15 protein-coding genes and 1 pseudogene are annotated in these 18,863 nt (G+C 55.6%); 10 read left to right on the top strand and 6 right to left on the bottom strand.

From position 1 onward, the window contains the following. Nucleotides 1–183 precede the first annotated feature (183 nt). The 4 genes from lolB to dauA all read left to right on the top strand — a co-directional run bounded on the left by lolB (nucleotide 184) and on the right by dauA (nucleotide 4,529). Nucleotides 184–795, top strand: a complete 612-nt coding sequence (gene lolB / locus C3F35_RS21405) for a lipoprotein insertase outer membrane protein LolB (RefSeq protein ID WP_103792036.1) — start codon at nucleotides 184–186, stop codon at nucleotides 793–795. Next, entirely contained in the window at nucleotides 795–1,661 is an 867-nt protein-coding gene (gene ispE, locus C3F35_RS21400) for a 4-(cytidine 5'-diphospho)-2-C-methyl-D-erythritol kinase (RefSeq protein WP_199186136.1), read from the top strand. Before lolB ends, ispE begins: the two co-directional genes overlap by 1 nt. A gap of 123 nt (nucleotides 1,662–1,784) precedes the next feature. Then, on the top strand, nucleotides 1,785–2,732 hold the full coding sequence (prs, locus tag C3F35_RS21395; protein ID WP_003856663.1) for a ribose-phosphate diphosphokinase: 948 nt from the start codon (nucleotides 1,785–1,787) through the stop codon (nucleotides 2,730–2,732). A gap of 120 nt (nucleotides 2,733–2,852) precedes the next feature. Further along, nucleotides 2,853–4,529: a C4-dicarboxylic acid transporter DauA gene (dauA, locus tag C3F35_RS21390; RefSeq protein ID WP_032611399.1), complete on the top strand. Its 1,677-nt coding sequence runs from the start codon at nucleotides 2,853–2,855 to the stop codon at nucleotides 4,527–4,529. On the opposite strand, the gene C3F35_RS21385 is transcribed toward dauA, so the two are convergent. Then, the gene (locus tag C3F35_RS21385; RefSeq protein WP_103792038.1) at nucleotides 4,515–5,558 is read right to left on the bottom strand and encodes a MerR family transcriptional regulator; all 1,044 of its coding nucleotides are present in this window, start codon (nucleotides 5,556–5,558) and stop codon (nucleotides 4,515–4,517) included. The two genes, dauA and C3F35_RS21385, sit on opposite strands and share 15 nt — an antisense overlap. Nucleotides 5,559–5,677: 119 nt before the next feature. Further along, the gene (gene ychH / locus C3F35_RS21380) at nucleotides 5,678–5,953 is read right to left on the bottom strand and encodes a stress-induced protein YchH (RefSeq protein WP_032611349.1); all 276 of its coding nucleotides are present in this window, start codon (nucleotides 5,951–5,953) and stop codon (nucleotides 5,678–5,680) included. Nucleotides 5,954–6,227: 274 nt separating this feature from the next. Here ychH and pth point away from each other — a divergent pair, with 274 nt between their 5' ends. Beyond that, the gene (gene pth / locus C3F35_RS21375) at nucleotides 6,228–6,812 is read left to right on the top strand and encodes an aminoacyl-tRNA hydrolase (protein ID WP_032611351.1); all 585 of its coding nucleotides are present in this window, start codon (nucleotides 6,228–6,230) and stop codon (nucleotides 6,810–6,812) included. A 126-nt stretch (nucleotides 6,813–6,938) separates the two neighbouring features. Then, complete coding sequence (ychF, locus tag C3F35_RS21370) at nucleotides 6,939–8,033, top strand: redox-regulated ATPase YchF (RefSeq protein ID WP_032611353.1); 1,095 nt, start codon at nucleotides 6,939–6,941, stop codon at nucleotides 8,031–8,033. Between the two features lie 64 nt (nucleotides 8,034–8,097). On the opposite strand, the gene C3F35_RS21365 is transcribed toward ychF, so the two are convergent. Both C3F35_RS21365 and C3F35_RS21360 read right to left on the bottom strand, forming a co-directional pair. Then, nucleotides 8,098–10,158 (bottom strand): beta-galactosidase, encoded by a 2,061-nt coding sequence (locus tag C3F35_RS21365; RefSeq protein WP_103792039.1) that lies wholly within the window; start codon nucleotides 10,156–10,158, stop codon nucleotides 8,098–8,100. An 11-nt stretch (nucleotides 10,159–10,169) separates the two neighbouring features. Next, nucleotides 10,170–11,402 (bottom strand): oligosaccharide MFS transporter, encoded by a 1,233-nt coding sequence (locus C3F35_RS21360; RefSeq protein ID WP_103792040.1) that lies wholly within the window; start codon nucleotides 11,400–11,402, stop codon nucleotides 10,170–10,172. 340 nt (nucleotides 11,403–11,742) lie between these two features. Here C3F35_RS21360 and C3F35_RS21355 point away from each other — a divergent pair. Next, nucleotides 11,743–12,732: pseudogene (locus tag C3F35_RS21355) on the top strand (LacI family DNA-binding transcriptional regulator); the annotation flags it as partial. Between the two features lie 42 nt (nucleotides 12,733–12,774). Here the strand turns inward: C3F35_RS21355 and ftrA are convergent. Next, a complete protein-coding gene (gene ftrA / locus C3F35_RS21350) occupies nucleotides 12,775–13,755 on the bottom strand; it encodes a transcriptional regulator FtrA (protein ID WP_103792042.1) in 981 nt (326 codons plus the stop codon). Nucleotides 13,756–13,864: 109 nt separating this feature from the next. On the opposite strand from ftrA, the gene C3F35_RS21345 reads away from it, so the two are divergent. After that, nucleotides 13,865–14,260, top strand: a complete 396-nt coding sequence (locus C3F35_RS21345) for a rhodanese-like domain-containing protein (RefSeq protein ID WP_032611361.1) — start codon at nucleotides 13,865–13,867, stop codon at nucleotides 14,258–14,260. Nucleotides 14,261–14,283: 23 nt separating this feature from the next. Here C3F35_RS21345 and C3F35_RS21340 read toward each other — a convergent pair whose 3' ends face one another. After that, nucleotides 14,284–15,720, bottom strand: a complete 1,437-nt coding sequence (locus tag C3F35_RS21340; protein ID WP_103792043.1) for a purine-cytosine permease family protein — start codon at nucleotides 15,718–15,720, stop codon at nucleotides 14,284–14,286. Nucleotides 15,721–15,936: 216 nt separating this feature from the next. Between C3F35_RS21340 and C3F35_RS21335 the strand changes: the two genes are divergently transcribed. Both C3F35_RS21335 and C3F35_RS21330 read left to right on the top strand, forming a co-directional pair. Beyond that, complete coding sequence (locus C3F35_RS21335) at nucleotides 15,937–16,509, top strand: HutD/Ves family protein (RefSeq protein WP_103792044.1); 573 nt, start codon at nucleotides 15,937–15,939, stop codon at nucleotides 16,507–16,509. After that, nucleotides 16,502–18,775 (top strand): FdhF/YdeP family oxidoreductase, encoded by a 2,274-nt coding sequence (locus C3F35_RS21330; RefSeq protein ID WP_103792045.1) that lies wholly within the window; start codon nucleotides 16,502–16,504, stop codon nucleotides 18,773–18,775. Before C3F35_RS21335 ends, C3F35_RS21330 begins: the two co-directional genes overlap by 8 nt. The last annotated feature ends 88 nt before the right edge of the window (nucleotides 18,776–18,863 follow it).

Below are 18,863 nucleotides of genomic sequence, written 5' to 3'. Positions count from 1 at the left end.
TCGGAGTAATAGGTTATCAGTTCATATTCACCAAAAAAGTTCGTTATGCCGCCAACGCATCTGCAACATGAAGTATGAAGGTTAATTCTATGATTTAGGATAACTTGAGCGTAGACGCTGCGGCATACGGGCGCTAGCATTAAGAACTATAACTGCCACGTATCTCAAGGATTTGTCATCATTATGACCAGACTGATTCGCCTGCTGCCCCTGGCCGCGCTGGTGCTGACCGCATGTTCCATTACACCGCCTAAAGGACCGGGCAAAAGCCCGGATTCGCCACAGTGGCGCCAGCACCAGCAAGCGGTGCGTGCGTTAAACCAGTATCAAACCCGCGGCGCCTTTGCTTATCTGTCGGATCAGCAGAAAGTGTATGCCCGTTTCTTCTGGCAGCAGACCGGCCAGGATCGCTATCGCCTGCTGCTGCTGAACCCGCTGGGCAGCACCGAAATGGAGCTGATTGCCCAGCCGGGCAGCGCACAGGTCACCGACAATAAAGGGCAGAAATATACCGGTACCGATGCCGAAGAGATGATCGGCAAGCTGACCGGGATGCCTATTCCTATTACCAGCCTGCGCCAGTGGATCCTCGGCCTGCCGGGCGACGCCACCGACTATAAACTCGATGACCAGTATCGCCTGAGCGAAGTGAACTACAGCCAGAACGGTAAAAGCTGGAAAGTGGTGTACGGCGGTTACGACAGCAACAGCAAACCGGCCCTGCCGTCCAGTCTGGAGCTGACCGAGGGCAGCCAGCGCATCAAGCTGAAGATGGATAACTGGATTGTCAAATGATGACCCACTGGCCTTCGCCCGCAAAACTGAACCTTTTTTTATACATTACCGGACAGCGTGCTGACGGGTATCACACCCTACAGACGCTGTTTCAGTTTGTAGACTACGGCGACACCATTTCCATCGAACTGCGTCAGGACGGGCAGATCCGCCTGTTGACCCCGGTGGACGGCGTGGCCGACGAAGATAACCTGATCGTGCGCGCCGCCCGCCTGCTGATGCGCGCCGGGCAAGAGTCCGGTCGTCTGCCCGCGGGCAGCGGTGCGGATATCAGCGTCGATAAACGCCTGCCGATGGGCGGCGGACTCGGCGGTGGATCCTCTAACGCCGCTACCGTGCTGGTGGTGCTCAACCACCTGTGGGGCTGTGGCCTGTCGGTGGATGAACTGGCCGCGCTCGGGCTAACACTCGGTGCCGACGTGCCGGTGTTTGTTCGCGGACACGCGGCCTTTGCTGAAGGCGTGGGCGAGATCCTCTCTCCGGCAGAACCCGCAGAAAAATGGTACCTGGTGGCCCACCCCGACGTGAGCATTCCGACCCCGGTTATCTTTAAAGATCCAGACCTTCCGCGCGATACCCCAATAAGGTCAATAGAAACGTTATTAAACTGTGAATTCAGCAACGATTGCGAGGATATCGCAAGAAAACGTTTTCGCGAGGTTGATGAAGCGCTTTCCTGGCTGTTAGAATACGCGCCGTCGCGCCTGACTGGCACAGGGGCCTGTGTCTTTGCTGAATTTGATACGGAATCCGCTGCACGTCAGGTGCTCGAGCTGGCTCCAGAGTGGCTGCATGGTTTCGTAGCGCGTGGTATGAATGTCTCCCCGCTGCAGCAGGCCATTCTGGCGCAACCTGAGTTTCGGTGACAACGTCACCCTGTTCCAGACGTTGCATCGCGCTCTTTAATACACCGCCTGGATAGCATTCGCCTGGCCCGCACAGTTTACGGCGAACTATCCACCACTGGACGCATGCCTGAGGTTCTTCTCGTGCCTGATATGAAGCTTTTTGCTGGTAACGCCACCCCGGAACTAGCACAACGTATTGCCAACCGCCTGTACACTTCTCTTGGCGACGCCGCCGTAGGTCGCTTTAGCGATGGCGAAGTCAGCGTACAAATTAACGAAAATGTACGCGGTGGTGATATTTTCATCATCCAGTCCACCTGTGCTCCAACGAACGACAACCTGATGGAATTGGTTGTTATGGTCGATGCCCTGCGCCGTGCTTCCGCTGGCCGTATCACTGCTGTTATTCCTTACTTTGGTTATGCCCGTCAGGACCGCCGCGTCCGTTCCGCACGTGTACCTATTACCGCTAAAGTTGTCGCTGATTTCCTCTCCAGTGTTGGCGTTGACCGCGTTCTGACGGTTGACCTGCATGCCGAGCAGATCCAGGGCTTCTTCGACGTTCCGGTTGATAACGTATTTGGTAGCCCAATCCTGCTGGAAGATATGCTGCAGCTGAACCTGGACAACCCGATTGTGGTTTCCCCGGACATCGGCGGCGTGGTTCGCGCACGTGCTATCGCTAAACTGCTCAACGATACCGACATGGCGATCATCGACAAACGTCGTCCACGCGCTAACGTTTCTCAGGTGATGCACATCATCGGTGACGTCGCTGGCCGTGACTGCGTGCTGGTTGACGACATGATCGACACCGGCGGCACTCTGTGCAAAGCCGCCGAAGCGCTGAAAGAGCGTGGTGCAAAACGCGTATTCGCTTACGCGACTCACCCGATCTTCTCCGGCAATGCCGTGAACAACCTGCGCAACTCCGTCATTGATGAAGTTGTGGTGTGTGACACCATCCCGCTGAGCGACGAAATCAAAGCGCTGCCAAACGTGCGTACTTTGACCCTGTCCGGGATGCTGGCCGAAGCGATTCGTCGTATCAGCAACGAAGAATCGATCTCTGCAATGTTCGAACACTAATCGGACGCAGTCTGAAAACCCGCTACGGCGGGTTTTTTTGTCTGTGGTATTCATTTGTATGATTAATGCCTCCTTCACCTGCCATTGATATGACAGATGATGCGCAACTGGATAATGATTGTGAAAAACGCTTCCTCTCATGTTCTTCCCTTCCGCGCCCTCATCGACGCCTGCTGGAAAGAGAAATACACCCTGTCACGCTTTACCCGTGACCTTATCGCCGGGATCACCGTCGGTATCATTGCCATTCCGTTGGCAATGGCGCTGGCGATTGGCAGCGGCGTGGCACCGCAGTACGGCCTGTATACGGCAGCCGTCGCCGGGATTGTGATTGCCCTGACCGGAGGGTCGCGTTTCAGCGTCTCCGGGCCGACCGCAGCCTTTGTGGTGATCCTCTATCCGGTATCCCAGCAGTTCGGCCTCGCCGGGCTGCTGGTGGCGACCCTGATGTCCGGGGTATTTTTGATTCTGTTCGGCCTGGCGCGCTTTGGCAGGCTGATTGAGTACATTCCGCTTTCCGTGACCCTGGGCTTTACCTCCGGGATCGGCATCACCATCGGCACCATGCAGATTAAGGATTTCCTCGGCCTGCAGATGGCCCATGTGCCAGAGCACTACCTGCAAAAAGTGGGTGCGCTGGCGATGGCGCTGCCGACGACAAACCTGGGCGATGCGGCGATTGGCGTGGTGACGCTGGGGACACTGATCCTCTGGCCGCGCCTGGGCATTCGCCTGCCCGGCCATCTGCCTGCTCTGCTGCTGGGCTGTGCGGTGATGGGCGTGGTGAACCTGCTGGGCGGCCACGTGGCCACTATCGGCTCGCAATTCCACTATGTCCTGGCGGATGGTTCCCAGGGGAACGGTATCCCGCAGCTTCTGCCGCAGCTGGTACTGCCCTGGAATCTGCCCGGATCCAGCTTCACCTTAAGCTGGGATTCCCTGCGCGCCCTTCTGCCCGCCGCCTTTTCAATGGCAATGCTGGGGGCGATTGAGTCGTTGCTCTGCGCGGTGGTGCTGGACGGCATGACCGGCACCAAACACAAAGCCAACAGCGAGCTGGTCGGTCAGGGGCTGGGGAATATTATCGCGCCGTTCTTCGGCGGGATCACGGCGACCGCAGCCATTGCCCGCTCGGCGGCGAACGTACGCGCCGGGGCAACCTCCCCGGTCTCGGCGGTGATCCACTCGGTACTGGTGATCCTCGCCCTGCTGGTGCTGGCTCCCCTGCTCTCATGGTTACCGCTGTCGGCCATGGCGGCCCTGCTGCTGATGGTGGCGTGGAACATGAGTGAGGCGCACAAAGTGGTGAACCTGCTGCGCCGCGCACCGAAGGACGACATCATCGTGATGCTGATCTGCATGTCGCTGACCGTGTTGTTTGACATGGTGATCGCGATAAGCGTCGGGATTGTGCTGGCCTCGCTGCTGTTTATGCGCCGTATCGCCCGCATGACCCGTCTGGCAGCGGTTAACGTCACGGTTCCGGACGATGTGCTGGTGCTGCGGGTGATCGGCCCCCTGTTCTTTGCCGCCGCCGAAGGCCTGTTCAGCGATCTGGAGTCGCGCATTACGGGTAAGCGGATTGTGGTGCTGAAATGGGATGCAGTGCCGGTGCTGGATGCGGGCGGGCTGGACGCCTTCCAGCGCTTTGTGCAACGCCTGCCGGAAGGCTGTGAACTGCGGGTGAGTAATCTCGAGTTCCAGCCCCTGCGCACCATGGCGCGCGCAGGAGTGCAACCTATTGCCGGTCGTCTGGCCTTCTATCCGAACCGCGAGGCCGCGTTAGCGGATTTGTGACATCCGCCGCTGCATCATGATACTTATCGCCTGCTGGAGCCATGCAAGGACAGCAGGCGTCATCCAGGTCCCTTTCATCAGATGCGGCTCCTGCTGCATCGCCTGACGAAATTTCTGCTGCGTCACGGGGTTGGTTCCCGCATAAGACTGGAACAGTTCCAGCCAGTTCTCGGCCAGCTGTTGCGCGGCGTCAGAGGCGGGTTCCAGCGCTTCTGACTCGGCCCGGTGCAGCTTCGCCACCAGCGGTGGCCACTCCATCATGCGATCAAAATAGTGCGCCCGGGTAAACGCCATCTCCTCCGGTGAGAGGTAGTTTTGCCAGATGGCGAGTTTTGATTCCGCAAATGCCTGGGTTATGTAATCCATTATCTCTGTCGTGATACCCGTTTGCTCGCGCATCTGCGCCTCGACGTTGTGCATCTCGTTGAGACGGGTCAGAAACGCCGGTTTGCCCGCCGTGTCCTGCTCAAGGCGCACCATCCAGCGCGTGGCCAGATCCTGCGCCCTGGGATCAGAGACCTCAACATTGTTCTTCAGCAGGGTTTTCACCTCCACTACCAGAGCGGCCCAGATCTCTGCCAATGCCTCTTTGTGCATTGCAAAGGGCAACTGCTGTAACTCTTCTTTACTAAACCAGCGATCGTACATGTTCATTAACTCCAGAGTCTGTAGCCAGGACTCCAGATCGAGATCCTCACGGGTATCAAGCCCGGTGCGTAAATCAACAAGCCTGTCGCGTAGCGTGGTAATGCTGCGCACCTGCTTATCCAGCAGACGGATTTGCGCGTCGAGCAGTTCCGATAACGTGAGGGAATCTTTTTCCAGAAAATCCCGGATTTCAGCAAGTTCCAGCCCTGCCTTTGCCAGCGCCTGAATCATATGCAGGCGTTGAACATCGGCCAGATTATAGAGCCGGTACCCTGCCGCGCTTCTGGCAGAAGGCAGCAACAATCCTGTTTGCTCATAGTGGTGCAAGGTGCGCACGGTGATCCCGGCACGTTTTGCCAGTTCTCCGACCTGAATTAACATAACGGCTCCTTCTTATACCAGTGGCGTCACTCTGGGGCCTTACGTTACGTGAGGGTCAATACGTGATGCAAAAAAAACGACTCCAGAAGGAGCCGTTTCGGTGTTCATTGGTGAGCACTTTAGCTGTGCTTATGCTGATCGCGACGGCAGCGCTTGTCGTAGTGGCGCACCCACCAGTATTTGTCGCAAACCTGCTCGTGACCGCTGACGCGAGCACCCGCCAGCCACAATACGGCACCCAGGAAGATGCTCAGGACCGCGCCATGCGCAAAGTATTGCGGCAGGTCAAGTTGCGGCAGCTGGTTTAAAATGGAATACCCGACGCCAACCACCATAACCATCAATCCCAACCCCATTAGCACGTTACCGAGTAACGAAGCGTTTCTGCGTTTCATGTGTCACCTCCGTAGCTTTGGGTTGCAGGGGAATAATCTCCCTAATCCTTGTGTGTAAAGTATAGACACCACCCCTGGGCCTGATTGCGTGAGGGATCACATTTACGCACATCCGGGCAACAAAACTTTACAAATAAACCCTTGAGTTGCATGAAATTCTAATTGTTCAAACCGGGTACTATTCAGGTTCTACGTAACGGCGTGCAGAATTTTGTCAAGCGACGCGGCAGACAGTACACTACGCGCCAGACTTAGCACTTTCAGGAACAAAAACGTGACGATTAAACTGATTGTCGGCCTGGCCAACCCCGGCGCGGAATATGCGGCTACCCGCCACAACGCGGGCGCCTGGTATGTTGATCTGCTGGCCGAACGGTTGCGCGCTCCCCTGCGCGAAGAAGCGAAATTCTTCGGGTATACCTCTCGCGTAAACCTGGCCGGAGCGGATGTGCGTCTGCTGGTGCCGACCACGTTTATGAATTTAAGCGGCAAAGCCGTGGCCGCGCTGGCGACCTTCTACCGTATCAACCCGGATGAGATCCTGGTTGCGCATGACGAACTGGATCTTCCTCCGGGTGTCGCAAAATTCAAACTCGGCGGCGGTCACGGTGGGCATAACGGTCTAAAAGACATCATCAGCAAACTGGGCAATAACCCTAATTTTCACCGTTTGCGCATCGGTATTGGTCATCCGGGCGATAAAAACAAAGTTGTTGGCTTTGTACTCGGTAAGCCTCCGGTTTCCGAACAGAAACTGATCGACGAAGCGGTAGACGAAGCGGCGCGTTGCACCGAAATCTGGCTGCAGGATGGCTTAACCAAAGCCACCAACCGTTTGCACGCTTTTAAAGCGCAATAACCGGGGCGCGGCGCCTTTTTTGCCCCGCACGCTGCGGGTTACGTGTATAATAGGCGTAGTTATTTACTTTTCTTCGACTCGTTAATGTTAACGTGTTGAATATCAAGACATTAAGGTGATTCAGAAATGGGATTCAAATGCGGTATCGTTGGTCTGCCTAACGTTGGCAAATCCACCCTGTTTAACGCGCTGACTAAAGCGGGCATCGAAGCGGCTAACTTCCCGTTCTGCACCATCGAGCCAAACACCGGTGTCGTGCCAATGCCCGATCCGCGTCTGGACCAGCTCGCGGAGATCGTTAAGCCGCAGCGTATTCTGCCAACCACCATGGAGTTCGTGGACATTGCAGGCCTGGTGAAAGGCGCGTCCAAAGGCGAAGGCCTGGGCAACCAGTTCCTGACCAACATCCGTGAAACCGAAGCCATTGGCCACGTTGTCCGTTGCTTTGAAAACGACAATATCATCCACGTGAACAACAAAGTGGATCCAGCTGACGATATCGAAGTCATCAACACCGAACTGGCCCTGTCTGACCTCGACACGTGCGAGCGCGCCCTGCATCGCGTGCAGAAGAAAGCCAAAGGTGGCGACAAAGACGCGAAAGCAGAACAGGCCGCGCTGGAAAAATGCCTGCCACAGCTGGAAAACGCCGGCATGCTGCGCGCGCTGAAAAACCTGACGGAAGAAGACAAAGCGGCGATCAAATACCTGAGCTTCCTGACCCTGAAGCCAACCATGTACATTGCTAACGTCAACGAAGACGGTTTTGAAAACAACCCATACCTCGACAAAGTGCGCGAAATCGCGGCAGCCGAAGGCTCTGTGGTGGTAGCGGTCTGTGCCGCGGTAGAATCCGATATCGCCGAGCTGGACGATGCCGACCGTGAAGAGTTCATGGCCGAGCTGGGCCTGGAAGAGCCAGGTCTGAACCGCGTGATCCGCGCCGGTTATGAACTGCTGAACCTGCAAACCTACTTCACCGCTGGCGTGAAAGAAGTGCGTGCCTGGACTATCCCTGTAGGCGCAACCGCTCCACAGGCAGCGGGTAAAATCCACACCGATTTCGAGAAAGGCTTTATTCGTGCGCAGACTATCGCGTTTGAAGACTTCATCACCTACAAAGGTGAGCAAGGCGCGAAAGAAGCGGGCAAGATGCGTGCAGAAGGGAAAGATTACATCGTTAAAGATGGCGATGTAATGAACTTCCTGTTCAACGTTTAAGGTTTAGCTACCTGAAAAAAATCCACGCCGATGCGTGGATTTTTTTTGATAAAAGGAAAGCCCCTTATTCCTTTTCTGCTAAAAACACTTCTGCGCCAAATGCAGGCAGCGGATAGTGATCCCCCTGCAGCACATCGCCATTGAGTAAGGGTTTCAGCGTCCGGCTTTCTTCTGCCAAATCAAGCGTGACGGCTTGTTTGCCATAGTTCTGTACAAAGATATATGCCTGCCCTTCGCTCTGCCTTGCCGTTGCAACCACACCTTTTGGCAGGGGCATCGATGTAGAGGCGGTAATGCTATTTTCATCAGCAACCATCCGGTAAAAATCGTGCAGAAAATCCCCATCGGTTCTTGCTGCAAGGTAATACGCCTGCCCATTTCCCCAGGTGTTACGGGTTACTGCTGGCCGGCCCGCGTAAAAATCCTGTTGGTAGACGCCCAGGACTTCTGCCGTTTCCGCATGAATAAGATCGCAAAGCTCCCGACATTCATACTCGCGTCCCGGACTGTGCCAGGTTGATGACGTCATGCTGATTTGATTCGTTTCGCCGTCATACAGACCGTCGATCTCTTCCGACCAGATACCCAATACGTCGCGTAAAGGCCCCGGGAAACCAGTTGTGAAGCACAGATCATCCGTATTAACGATACCTGTCCAGTAGGTCGCAATAAACACCCCGCCAGCCGCCACGAACTGATTAACGCGTTCGGCAAAGGCTTCATTCACCATATAGAGCATCGGGGCGACGATTACCCGGTATGCGCTGAGGTCGGACTGTTGGCAAACAATATCCACCGGGATACTCTGCTGCCACAGCGCCTGGTAGTGCTGCTGCACCGTCTCTTCAAAGTGGATACCACAGTTACGTGGCCCGGCGGCGTCGTTGACCGCCCAGCGATTATCCCAGTCATAGACCATCGCCACCTCAGCCCGATAATCCCCGCCTGCTACCGGTGCCAGTTTCTCAAGCGCAGCGCCAACCTGCTTGATATCTCGCCCGACGCGGGTATTGAGATGGCCGACGTGATCTACCACCGCACCGTGTAATTTTTCGACCGAACCCCGGCTTTTACGCCACTGAAAATATTGTACCGAGTCAGAACCGTGGGCAATCGCCTGCATTGCCGACAGCAGATGCATCCCCGGTCTTTTGAGTTTGCTGACTGCCTGCCAGTTGGTGGTCCCGGGAGTGGACTCCATCAACAGAAACGGCAATCCGGGCTTCAGGCTTCGCATCAGATCAAACGTGAAGGCCGTGTAAGAGGCGATATTTTCCTGTTGTTGAGTTTTATGCCACTCCGGATAGCTGTCCCATGAGATGAAATCGACCTCCTGCGCCAGGCGCCAGTAATCGTAATCATTAAATACACCGTGAAAATTAGTGGTGGCAGGCATAGTGGGATTGAAGGCTTTCACCGTCTGAATTTCATGACGGCAAAACAGCGCAACCTGCTCACTCATAAAGCGTCGCCAGTCGATATTCAGTCCATGGACCGACTGTTCACCCAGTGGCCCCGGCGAATGAATCTGGCTCCAGCTCGAATATTCGTGGCTCCAGAATGCACCCCACCAGCGCTGATTCAGGTTCTCTAACGTCTGATACTTCTGTTTCAGCCAGTCGCGGAATGCCTGCTGGCAAATATCACAGTGGCAGTCACCGCCATACTCGTTTGAAATATGCCAGGCCAACACTGCCGGGTGATGCGCATAACGTTTCGCCAGTTGCTTATTAATATTTCCGGTCAGTCGTAAATATTCAGGAGATGAAACACAGTGATTATGTCGCTCCCCATGCAGATTTTTCGTCAAATCTTTATTGGTCCGTAATACCTCTGGGTATTTTTCTGAAACCCAGGCCGGTCTTGCACCGCTCGGTGTCGCCAGGAAGACATAAATCCCACTGGCGTAGAGGGTATCCAGAACGCTATCCAGCCAGCCAAACTGATATTCACCTTCTGCGGGTTCAAGTTTAGACCAGCTAAATATCCCTACCGACATCACGTTGCATTTTGTCTCTTTCATCATCGCGATATCCTTCTCAAGAATATCGGGCTGACTGAGCCACTGGTCCGGATTATAATCGGCACCGTGCAATAAATTGAGGTCCGTAAATAATTTGCTCATATTTTTCTTCCTTATGCTAAGGACGCTCTCTCCTGAGAAAGATCAACGGCTTTTCCTTTTCTGCTCCTGAGCGAAAATACCGAGAACAGCGTAAACAGCCCTGAAACAGCGCCAAGAATGATATAGGTATTAGCAAACCCAATGGTGTCGTATAAATGCCCCACCACCGGGGAATAGACTGTCGTCGCAATGGATGCTGCAAACAGCACCAGTAAATAGATTGTGGATGACAATTTATGGTCAAAATTCTGGGCAATAAACTTAAAGACGGAGATCAGGATTAAGGGTTTTTCAATGGCGTGCATCATCTTCACTGCCGCAATCCATACCGGACCCAGCGGAACCGCAGATCCCAGAATACGCACCGACATGATCGTCCCGGCTATGACCAGCGCCCATTTCGCCCCGACGCGATTGACAAACCACGGCATCAGCCCAAGGAATAAAGTTTCGCCACACACCTGAATGGATGCCAGAGTGCCGTACCATTTATTCCCTTCGTCAACGCTCGGGAACTGTAAAGAGAAGTACTGCGCAAACTGTTGGTCGTAGGTATCATAGATTTGGGTAACAAACAGCGTAAAAATAATCAGCATCCAGAACTGCTTGTCTTTCATTAATTCAAAAACATGCCCCGCTTTCAATGACGAGGTCATCTTCTCTTCTTCCAGTGTGACTGTGATTTTCGTCAGCATAAAGCAGACAGCCGCTAAGACAATGGCAATACTGGCCAGCCAGAAAGAGAGATTGGGATTATCGTTAATATTACGCCCGACAATATAGGCCGCAGCCGCCCATCCCAAAGAGCCCCACATTCTCACACGTCCATATTCGAAAGCGTAGCGGCGGGATATTTTGTCAATATACGAGTCAATGACTCCACACCCGGAGTTAAAAATAACCCCAAGATAAATGCCGCCCAGAATCGCGCCCAACCAGAAGGAGCTGACGAGCAGGGGCGCATAAATATAGATAAAAAACGGCCCGACCGGCAGCAGCAAAGCAATAATAAAAAAAATCAGCGATTTTTTTGTGCCAAATTTATCTGATATAAAGCCAAAAAATGGCTGCATGGTCAGCGCAATAAAGGCATTTATTGCATACAACCACCCCGTTTGGGTGGCGCTAATGCCTAAATGCTGAGTCGTCCAGATGACAAAAAAAGCCATCGTCGACGACCAGGCAAACAGATAGAGAAAATCGAAAATGCTTAAAAGGACATAGTTCCTTTTACCGGTAACCATATTTTTCTTCCTCAAGAAGGAACAGGGTCGGTGCTTCACTGAGGGCTCAGTGAGTCGCGTTCTTTTGGATCATGCCTGGGACGATATGCACCCGATTGCTGATGATGTGAAAATGTATGACGTTCACATCAACGTGTTACATACAATACCTGACAAAAGACGCGAACAACTCTCCTTGATGAAAAGTGCAATCAACATCACAGAACGTAATTTTAAAAGCAGAAAAAGGTGAGCAAGATCGCCAAATTTCGCCATGTGAAGGTATGACATTTTGATATAATTTCGCTCACGCCACCGATGACAGGCGTTTTTTCAGCCACGCAAAAAGAAAGGATTGAGGGTGAACAAGAACAGAAATGCGACCCTGGAAGATGTGGCGCGTCAGGCCGGTGTCTCCTACCAGACCGTTTCCCGGGTACTCAATAAATCGGTGAACGTTGCCGAAAAAACGCGTCTTCGTGTCGAGCAGGCGATTGAAGATTTGCGCTACGTTCCTAACCGTCTGGCGCAACAGCTGGTCGGTAAACGCACCCAGACGCTGGGGTTAGTGACCACCTCCCTCGCACTGCATGCGCCGTCGCAAATCGCCGCCTCCGTGAAAAAGCACGCCCGTGAGGCGGGTTACCAGGTCCTGATTTCGATGATTGATGAAGCTGACCCTACGGCCATACAGCAATCGATTAACGATTTTAAATCCCAGTTTATTGAAAAAATCCTGATTAACGTCCCGCTGGAAACCCCTCCTGCCAGAAAGCTGGCTGAACAGAATAACGACGTCACCTGTCTTTTTCTCGACGTTGCCCCGGACAGCGGTGTGTTTCATGTCATCTTTGATCCGGCAAACGGTACCCGGGAGAGCGTTAAACGCTTATGCGAACTGGGGCATAACAGCATCGTACTGATGCCGGGTCCTCAGCACTCTGTCTCGGCAAAGCTGCGTCTGGAAAACTGGATAAGCAGCCTGGCGACATTTGGCAAAACGCCCGCAGCCGTTATTTTTGGTACCTGGGATGCTCAAAGCGGCCACGATGGCGCGCGGCAGCTTATCGAAAATGAGATCGAATTCAGCGCTCTGCTGGTGGGTAACGACCAGATGGCGCTGGGCGCTTTGAGTGCGCTCAATAAGGCGCAGATAGAGGTACCCCATCAGGTTTCCATTATCGGCTACGATGACAGTTACGAAAGCGCCTTTTTCATCCCTTCCCTTACCACTGTGCGCCTCGATTTAGACGCCCAGGGTAAAGAAGCGGTGGCCAGAGTGCTCGCGGCGACTCCGGAAAGCATACCTGACAGCAGCATTTTGCCCGCTGAATTTATTTTACGTGATTCGATTGCGACGAACTGACAGAGATAAAAAAGCCGCGCGAGCGGGCTACTCAGCCTTAATGACTCTCCGCGCTGGCTGAGAAAACCCCCTCCGGTACGCCGCAGGCGTGGTCGATAGCTGATTTCTGAAGTGATGACGCATCGTCGCCACGCTGCCAAATCCTACTTCCTCCGCAATGCGCTCCAGCGACAGCTGGCTGTTCTCCAGCAGATCCTGGCTGCGACTCAGGCGGGCCTTCAACAACCACTGGGCAGGGGTTTTACCGGTCGTCGCTGCAAAACGGCGCAGAAAAGTGCGTGGACTCATCCCGACAAACTTCGCCAGTGAATCAACGCTGTGCGGGGCGGCAAGGTTTTCAAGCAAATAATCAAACAGCGCGCCAAGCCGATGGCCTTCGTAGGCGACGGGCACTGCCTGCTGGATAAACTGGGCCTGACCCCCATCGCGATGCGGGGACACGACCAGCCGACGCGCCACCTGGTTGGCCGCTACGCTACCATAATCCCGTCGCACCAGGTGCAGGCACAGGTCGATCCCCGCCGCGCTTCCGGCCGAGGTGAGCACATCACCGTTATCGATATACAACACATCCGGCGTCACCTGAATGGCAGGATAACGCTGTTGCAGCACGTCAGTGTACCGCCAGTGGGTCGTGGCCTGCCGGTTGTTGAGCAACCCTGCGGCGGCCAGCACAAAGACGCCAGAGCAGATAGAGAGGATCCGCGCCCCACGCGCATGGGCGGCAACCAACTGCTCGCACAGTGCGGCGGGGACCGGGACATCCGCGCCCCGCCAGCCGGGGACGATAATGGTCCCGGCTTCCGCCAGCAGCTCCAGCCCGCCGTCAACCACCAGCCGGATGCCGCCCGTGGCGCGCAATGCCCCCGGTTCGACCCCCGCCACTGCAAAGCGATACCAGTTATCCCCCATTTCAGGGCGTGCAAGGCCGAAAATTTCCACGGCAATGCCGAATTCAAACGTGCATAAGCCGTCATAGGCCAGAGCCACAACCAGAGGATTGTTCATTACCGCACTCAGGGTATTTTTGTCAGGATCCTGATGGTATATGGCATTTCTGCCTGCTGTCAAAACAGCGCGGCAATCGTAAAGTGATGGCTCAACTCAGGAGGACATGATGAGCTATGTAACTGATTACCCTGCTGCGTCAGCAGAAAACGCGGCGAAGCATTTTTTACAACGACTGAGTGTGGAAACGGATTGCGATGATGTCCATACCGCGCTCAAAGAGGGTGATGTCGATTTTGTATTGCTGCATGTGGTGGGTACTCCGGAGGCGTTTGCTCGCCGTCATATTCCGGGGGCGCTGCATCTGCGACATCGTGATATGACCGCGCAAAGCATGGCGGAATGGCCAGCCGATACCCTGTTTGTGGTCTATTGCGCTGGGCCGCACTGCAACGGCGCCGATCGCGCGGCGCTGAAGCTGGCACAACTGGGCCGCCCGGTGAAGATCATGATTGGGGGTCTGACCGGATGGGCCGACGAAGGTTTTGCGTTTAACGCCGCATAACGCCCCGGGTCGGCCCTCCACCCTTACCTGCCTGTTGCCGGATAGATGGTCTGTTCCGGCAACACCCGGCGATCAAAACGTCTGAAGGCATAGTACAGCGCCGCCGTGCAGAACCAGCCGATGATCCACGACACATCGTTGTCGGCAAAAATCCAGGTCAGCGAACCGTGGTAGAGCGGGTTCTCGATAAATGGCAACTGGATCAGTACGCCCACGGCATACACGCTGATACCAAACATATTCCAGTATCCATAACGTTGGCGGGGATCGAACAGCGCCGGAATATCTACCGCTTTACGGGAAATAATGAAGTAGTCGGTCAGGCTGATGGCACTCCAGGGTACAAAGAACGCCAGCAGTAACAGCAGGAAATGGGTGAAGTGTTTCAGGAATGCGGGTTCACTGAGCAGTGCAATCACGCAGGAGATGGTCACCATCAGCACCACAAAGATCACCCGGCTTCTCTGGCTCAACGTGGTCTGGTTGCGAAAACCGGACACGATGGTCGTCAGTGACATAAAGCTGCCGTAGGCGTTCAGGGTAGTAAAGGTGATTTTGCCGAAGCAGATGGCAAAGTAGATCACCATCGCCATTGCTTCACTTTTACCCAACCCGACGATATAGCTCACCTCATGTCCCTTAAAAGCGCTCCCGGCAATCGCCGCGGTGATCACTCCCAGCGTCATCGACGCCTGGGTGCCCAGCACCGTACCGCTAAAGACCGAGAAGAAGGTTTTCACGCCCGAGACGTTGCGCGGCAGATAGCGTGAGTAGTCCGACACATAGGGGCAAAAGGCGATCTGCCATGAAGAAGAGAGCGACACCGCCAGCAAGAACATCGGCATCGAGAAGTGATTATTCTGCGCAATCGCCCCCAGGTCGCTGGACATCAGCAGCGCGATAAACAGATAGACAAACGCCAGCACCCCTACCACGCTCGCCACTTTGCCGAGCTTGTGGATCACGCGATATCCCAGCACCGCAATCACGATAATAATCGCGCTGAACAGGATCATCCCCGCGACGTTCGACACCGAGAGTAATTTCGCCATCGCCTGTCCGGCCAGCACCGTGCCGCTGGCTGAGAAGCCAACGTACATCACGCATACCAGCACCAGCGGGATCACCGCGCCCAGGACGCCAAACTGCGCGCGGCTGATGATCATCTGCGGCAGGCCCAGACGTGGCCCCTGCAGGGCATGGAACGACATCACCACCGCGCCGAGTATCTGTCCCACCAGCAGGCCAATAATAGACCACACCACATCGCCGCCCAGCACCACCGCCAGCGCCCCGGTCACAATGGCCGTAATCTGCAGGTTACCGCCAAACCACAGCGTAAACTGACTGAAGGGATGACCGTGGCGTTCATTATCCGGGATGTAATCAATGGAGCGCGTTTCCGATAACCGCGTCCCGTTTTTCTTAGACTGCTCTTCTGAAGACGAAAAAGACGACATAGTTTTCTCTCTGAATGGATGATTAATGACCGCCAGACACCCAGCATGCGTCAGGGCAACGCCACATGACAGATCATGTATATACAACCATTGACATCTGCCCACACGAATCTGATGATGGATTTGTGAACTGAACTGTGAATAATTTGTAATTGTTTTGAAAATTATCTGTAGCGAAGATAGATCATTAACCCCCAATATCAGGGTGAAACGGATATGATTACGCCCTTCACGCTCGCTTCCCTGCCGGTCACCCCGTGGAAAAACGGGGCGGGTGAAACCCGGGAGATCGTCAGCATTCCCTCTGCGGATGCCCCCTTTCTGTGGCGGGCCAGCATTGCCACGCTTGCCCAGGATGGTCCTTTCTCCCTCTTTCCTGGCGTCGATCGGGTAATCATGTTGCTCGGCGATGCCGGGCTGTGGCTGCGCGGTGACGATCTGCTTCACCGCCTTGAGCCAGGCGTTCCCTGGGCATTTCCGGGAGAGTGGCGTCTTGCCACCGAGGGCGTCAGCGGGCCAGGCATGGACTTTAACGTTATGACCCAGCGCAGCCGGGCTTCCGCGGAGGTGACAATTGCCACAACCGCTCAGCAACCCGGCGCGGAAGGCATCGCCTTTGTACTGAAGGGGGGCTGGCAACTCGCCGGAAATCATTACTCTCCGGCCAGCGGGATCTGGTGGCAGGGAGAGACGCCGGGGGCGGTTATGCCACACTCAGAGGAGGCCTCGCTGCTGCTGGCCGACATTCGCCGCCATAATGAGATACCCGACAGGAGTAAAAATGAATAACAACAGACGAAATGTTCCCGGGATCCGCCATTACGCCGGTCCCGCGGGCGGCTGGGGAGCCTTAAAGGCGACGGCAATCGCCGTGCGTACGCAGATGGATGCCTTTGACGCCCCCGCCACGTTGCTGCGCACCAACCAGCCCGACGGCTTTGACTGCCCGGGCTGCGCCTGGCCGGATAAAGAACACAAATCCACCTTCCAGTTTTGCGAGAACGGGGCCAAAGCGGTGACGTGGGAAGCGACCACGAAGCGCGTCACGCCCGACTTTTTCGCGGCGCACACCGTCAGTGACCTGTGGGCGAAAACCGATTTTGAGCTGGAGGGCTATGGCCGTCTGACCCATCCCATGAAGTACGATCCCCGAAGCGACACCTTTCGCCCGGTAGAGTGGGACGACGCCTTTGCCCGTATAGGGGAAGTGCTGCGCGATCTTTCGCCGGATCAGGTGGAGTTTTACACCTCCGGGCGCGCCTCGAACGAAGCGGCGTTCCTGTATCAGCTGTTCGCCCGCGAACTGGGCACCAATAATTTCCCCGACTGCTCCAACATGTGCCATCAGGCCACCAGCGTCGGCCTGCCCCGCTCTATCGGGATAGGGAAAGGCACCGTCTCGCTGGAGGATTTTGACCACACCGAACTGGTGATCTCCATCGGGCATAATCCGGGCACCAACCACCCGCGGATGATGGGCACGCTGCACGAACTTGCCCGCCGGGGGGTACCGATTATCGTCTTCAATCCGCTGCGCGAAACGGCGCTGGAGCGTTTTGCCGATCCGCAAAGCGTCAAAGAGATGGCGACCTACAGCGCGACCGACATCGCCTCAACCTATTACCAGGTCAAAGCCGGAGGGGACGCCGCCGCGTTAAAAGGAATTGCAAAACATCTTCTGGTCCTGGACGCGCTGGATCATGACTTTATCGCCACCCAGACTCAGGGGTTTACGGCGTTTGCCGCCGATATCGCCGCCACCCCCTGGGAGGCCATAGAACGCGAGTCCGGCCTGAGCCGCGCCGACCTGGAGAACGTGGCGCAGATCTACGCCGCTTCCTGCGCCACCATCATTACCTACGGTATGGGGATCACCCAACACAACAAAGGTACCGCCAACGTGCGCCTGATTGCCGACCTGCTGTTGCTGCGTGGCAATATCGGTAAGCCCGGCGCGGGCATCTGCCCGTTGCGCGGCCACTCCAACGTGCAGGGCAACCGCACGGTGGGGATCACTGAAAAACCCTCAGCCGCCTTCCTTGATCGGCTGGGCACGGTGTTTGGCTTTACCCCGCCAGCTGCGCACGGTCACGACGCGGTGCAGGCCGCGCAGGCGATGATCGACGGCCAGGCAAAAGCGCTGCTCTGCCTGGGGGGCAATTTTGCCGTGGCGATGCCGGATCACGACAAGGCTTTCCCGGCGCTGAAAACGCTGGATCTCAGCGTGCATGTGGCGACCAAACTGAACCGCACCCACCTGCTGGTGGGCAAAGAGACGTATCTGCTGCCCTGCCTGGGGCGCACCGAACTGGATATGCAGCGCAGCGGCCAACAGTCGATCACCGTAGAAGATTCCATGTCGATGGTGCATGCCTCCAGCGGGAAGCTGAAACCGGCCTCCCCTTTCCTGCGCTCGGAACCGGCCATTGTCGCCGGGATCGCCCACGCCACCCTGACAAACAGCAAAACCGACTGGCTGGAGCTGGTCGCCGATTACGACCACATCCGCGACCGAATTGAACAGACCCTTCCCGGCTTTGAGAACTTTAACGCCCGCATCCGGGTGCCCGGCGGATTCCGTATGCCACTGCCCCCTACCGAGCGCGTCTGGCCGACGGCAACCGGCAAAGCGATGTTCTCCCTGTTTGACGGCGTAACTGAAAACAGCGAGGGGGAAGGTGAGAACGTGCTGCGTCTGGTGACTCTGCGCAGCCACGACCAGTACAACACCACTATCTACGCCCTCGACGATCGCTATCGCGGGGTTTTCGGTCGTCGCGACGTGCTGTTTATGAACGAAGAGGATATGCAGCAGCAGGGGCTTGAGCATGGCGACCGGGTGGATATCACCACCGCCCTCCCCGACAGTCAGCAGCGCCTCGACGACATCACCGTTGTGGCGTACAACATTGCGCCCGGTACGGTGGCCGCCTATTACCCGGAGGCTAACGTGCTGGTTCCGCTGAACTATCTGGATAAAGAGAGCGGTACCCCGTCGTATAAATCGGTGCCGGTGCAGATCACCCTGCGTTCAAAGGAGATTCGCCCTTTATAAAACGTCACGATCGTCGCCCGGAGCAAAGGTGTCTTCACGTAGACATATTGGTATATTTAGTTCATGCTAAGACTATATCAATCACTCT

The sequence above is a fragment of the Leclercia sp. LSNIH3 genome, from assembly GCF_002935105.1.
Taxonomy (GTDB): domain Bacteria; phylum Pseudomonadota; class Gammaproteobacteria; order Enterobacterales; family Enterobacteriaceae; genus Enterobacter; species Enterobacter adecarboxylatus.
This window is presented reverse-complemented; position numbering and strand designations above follow the sequence as displayed.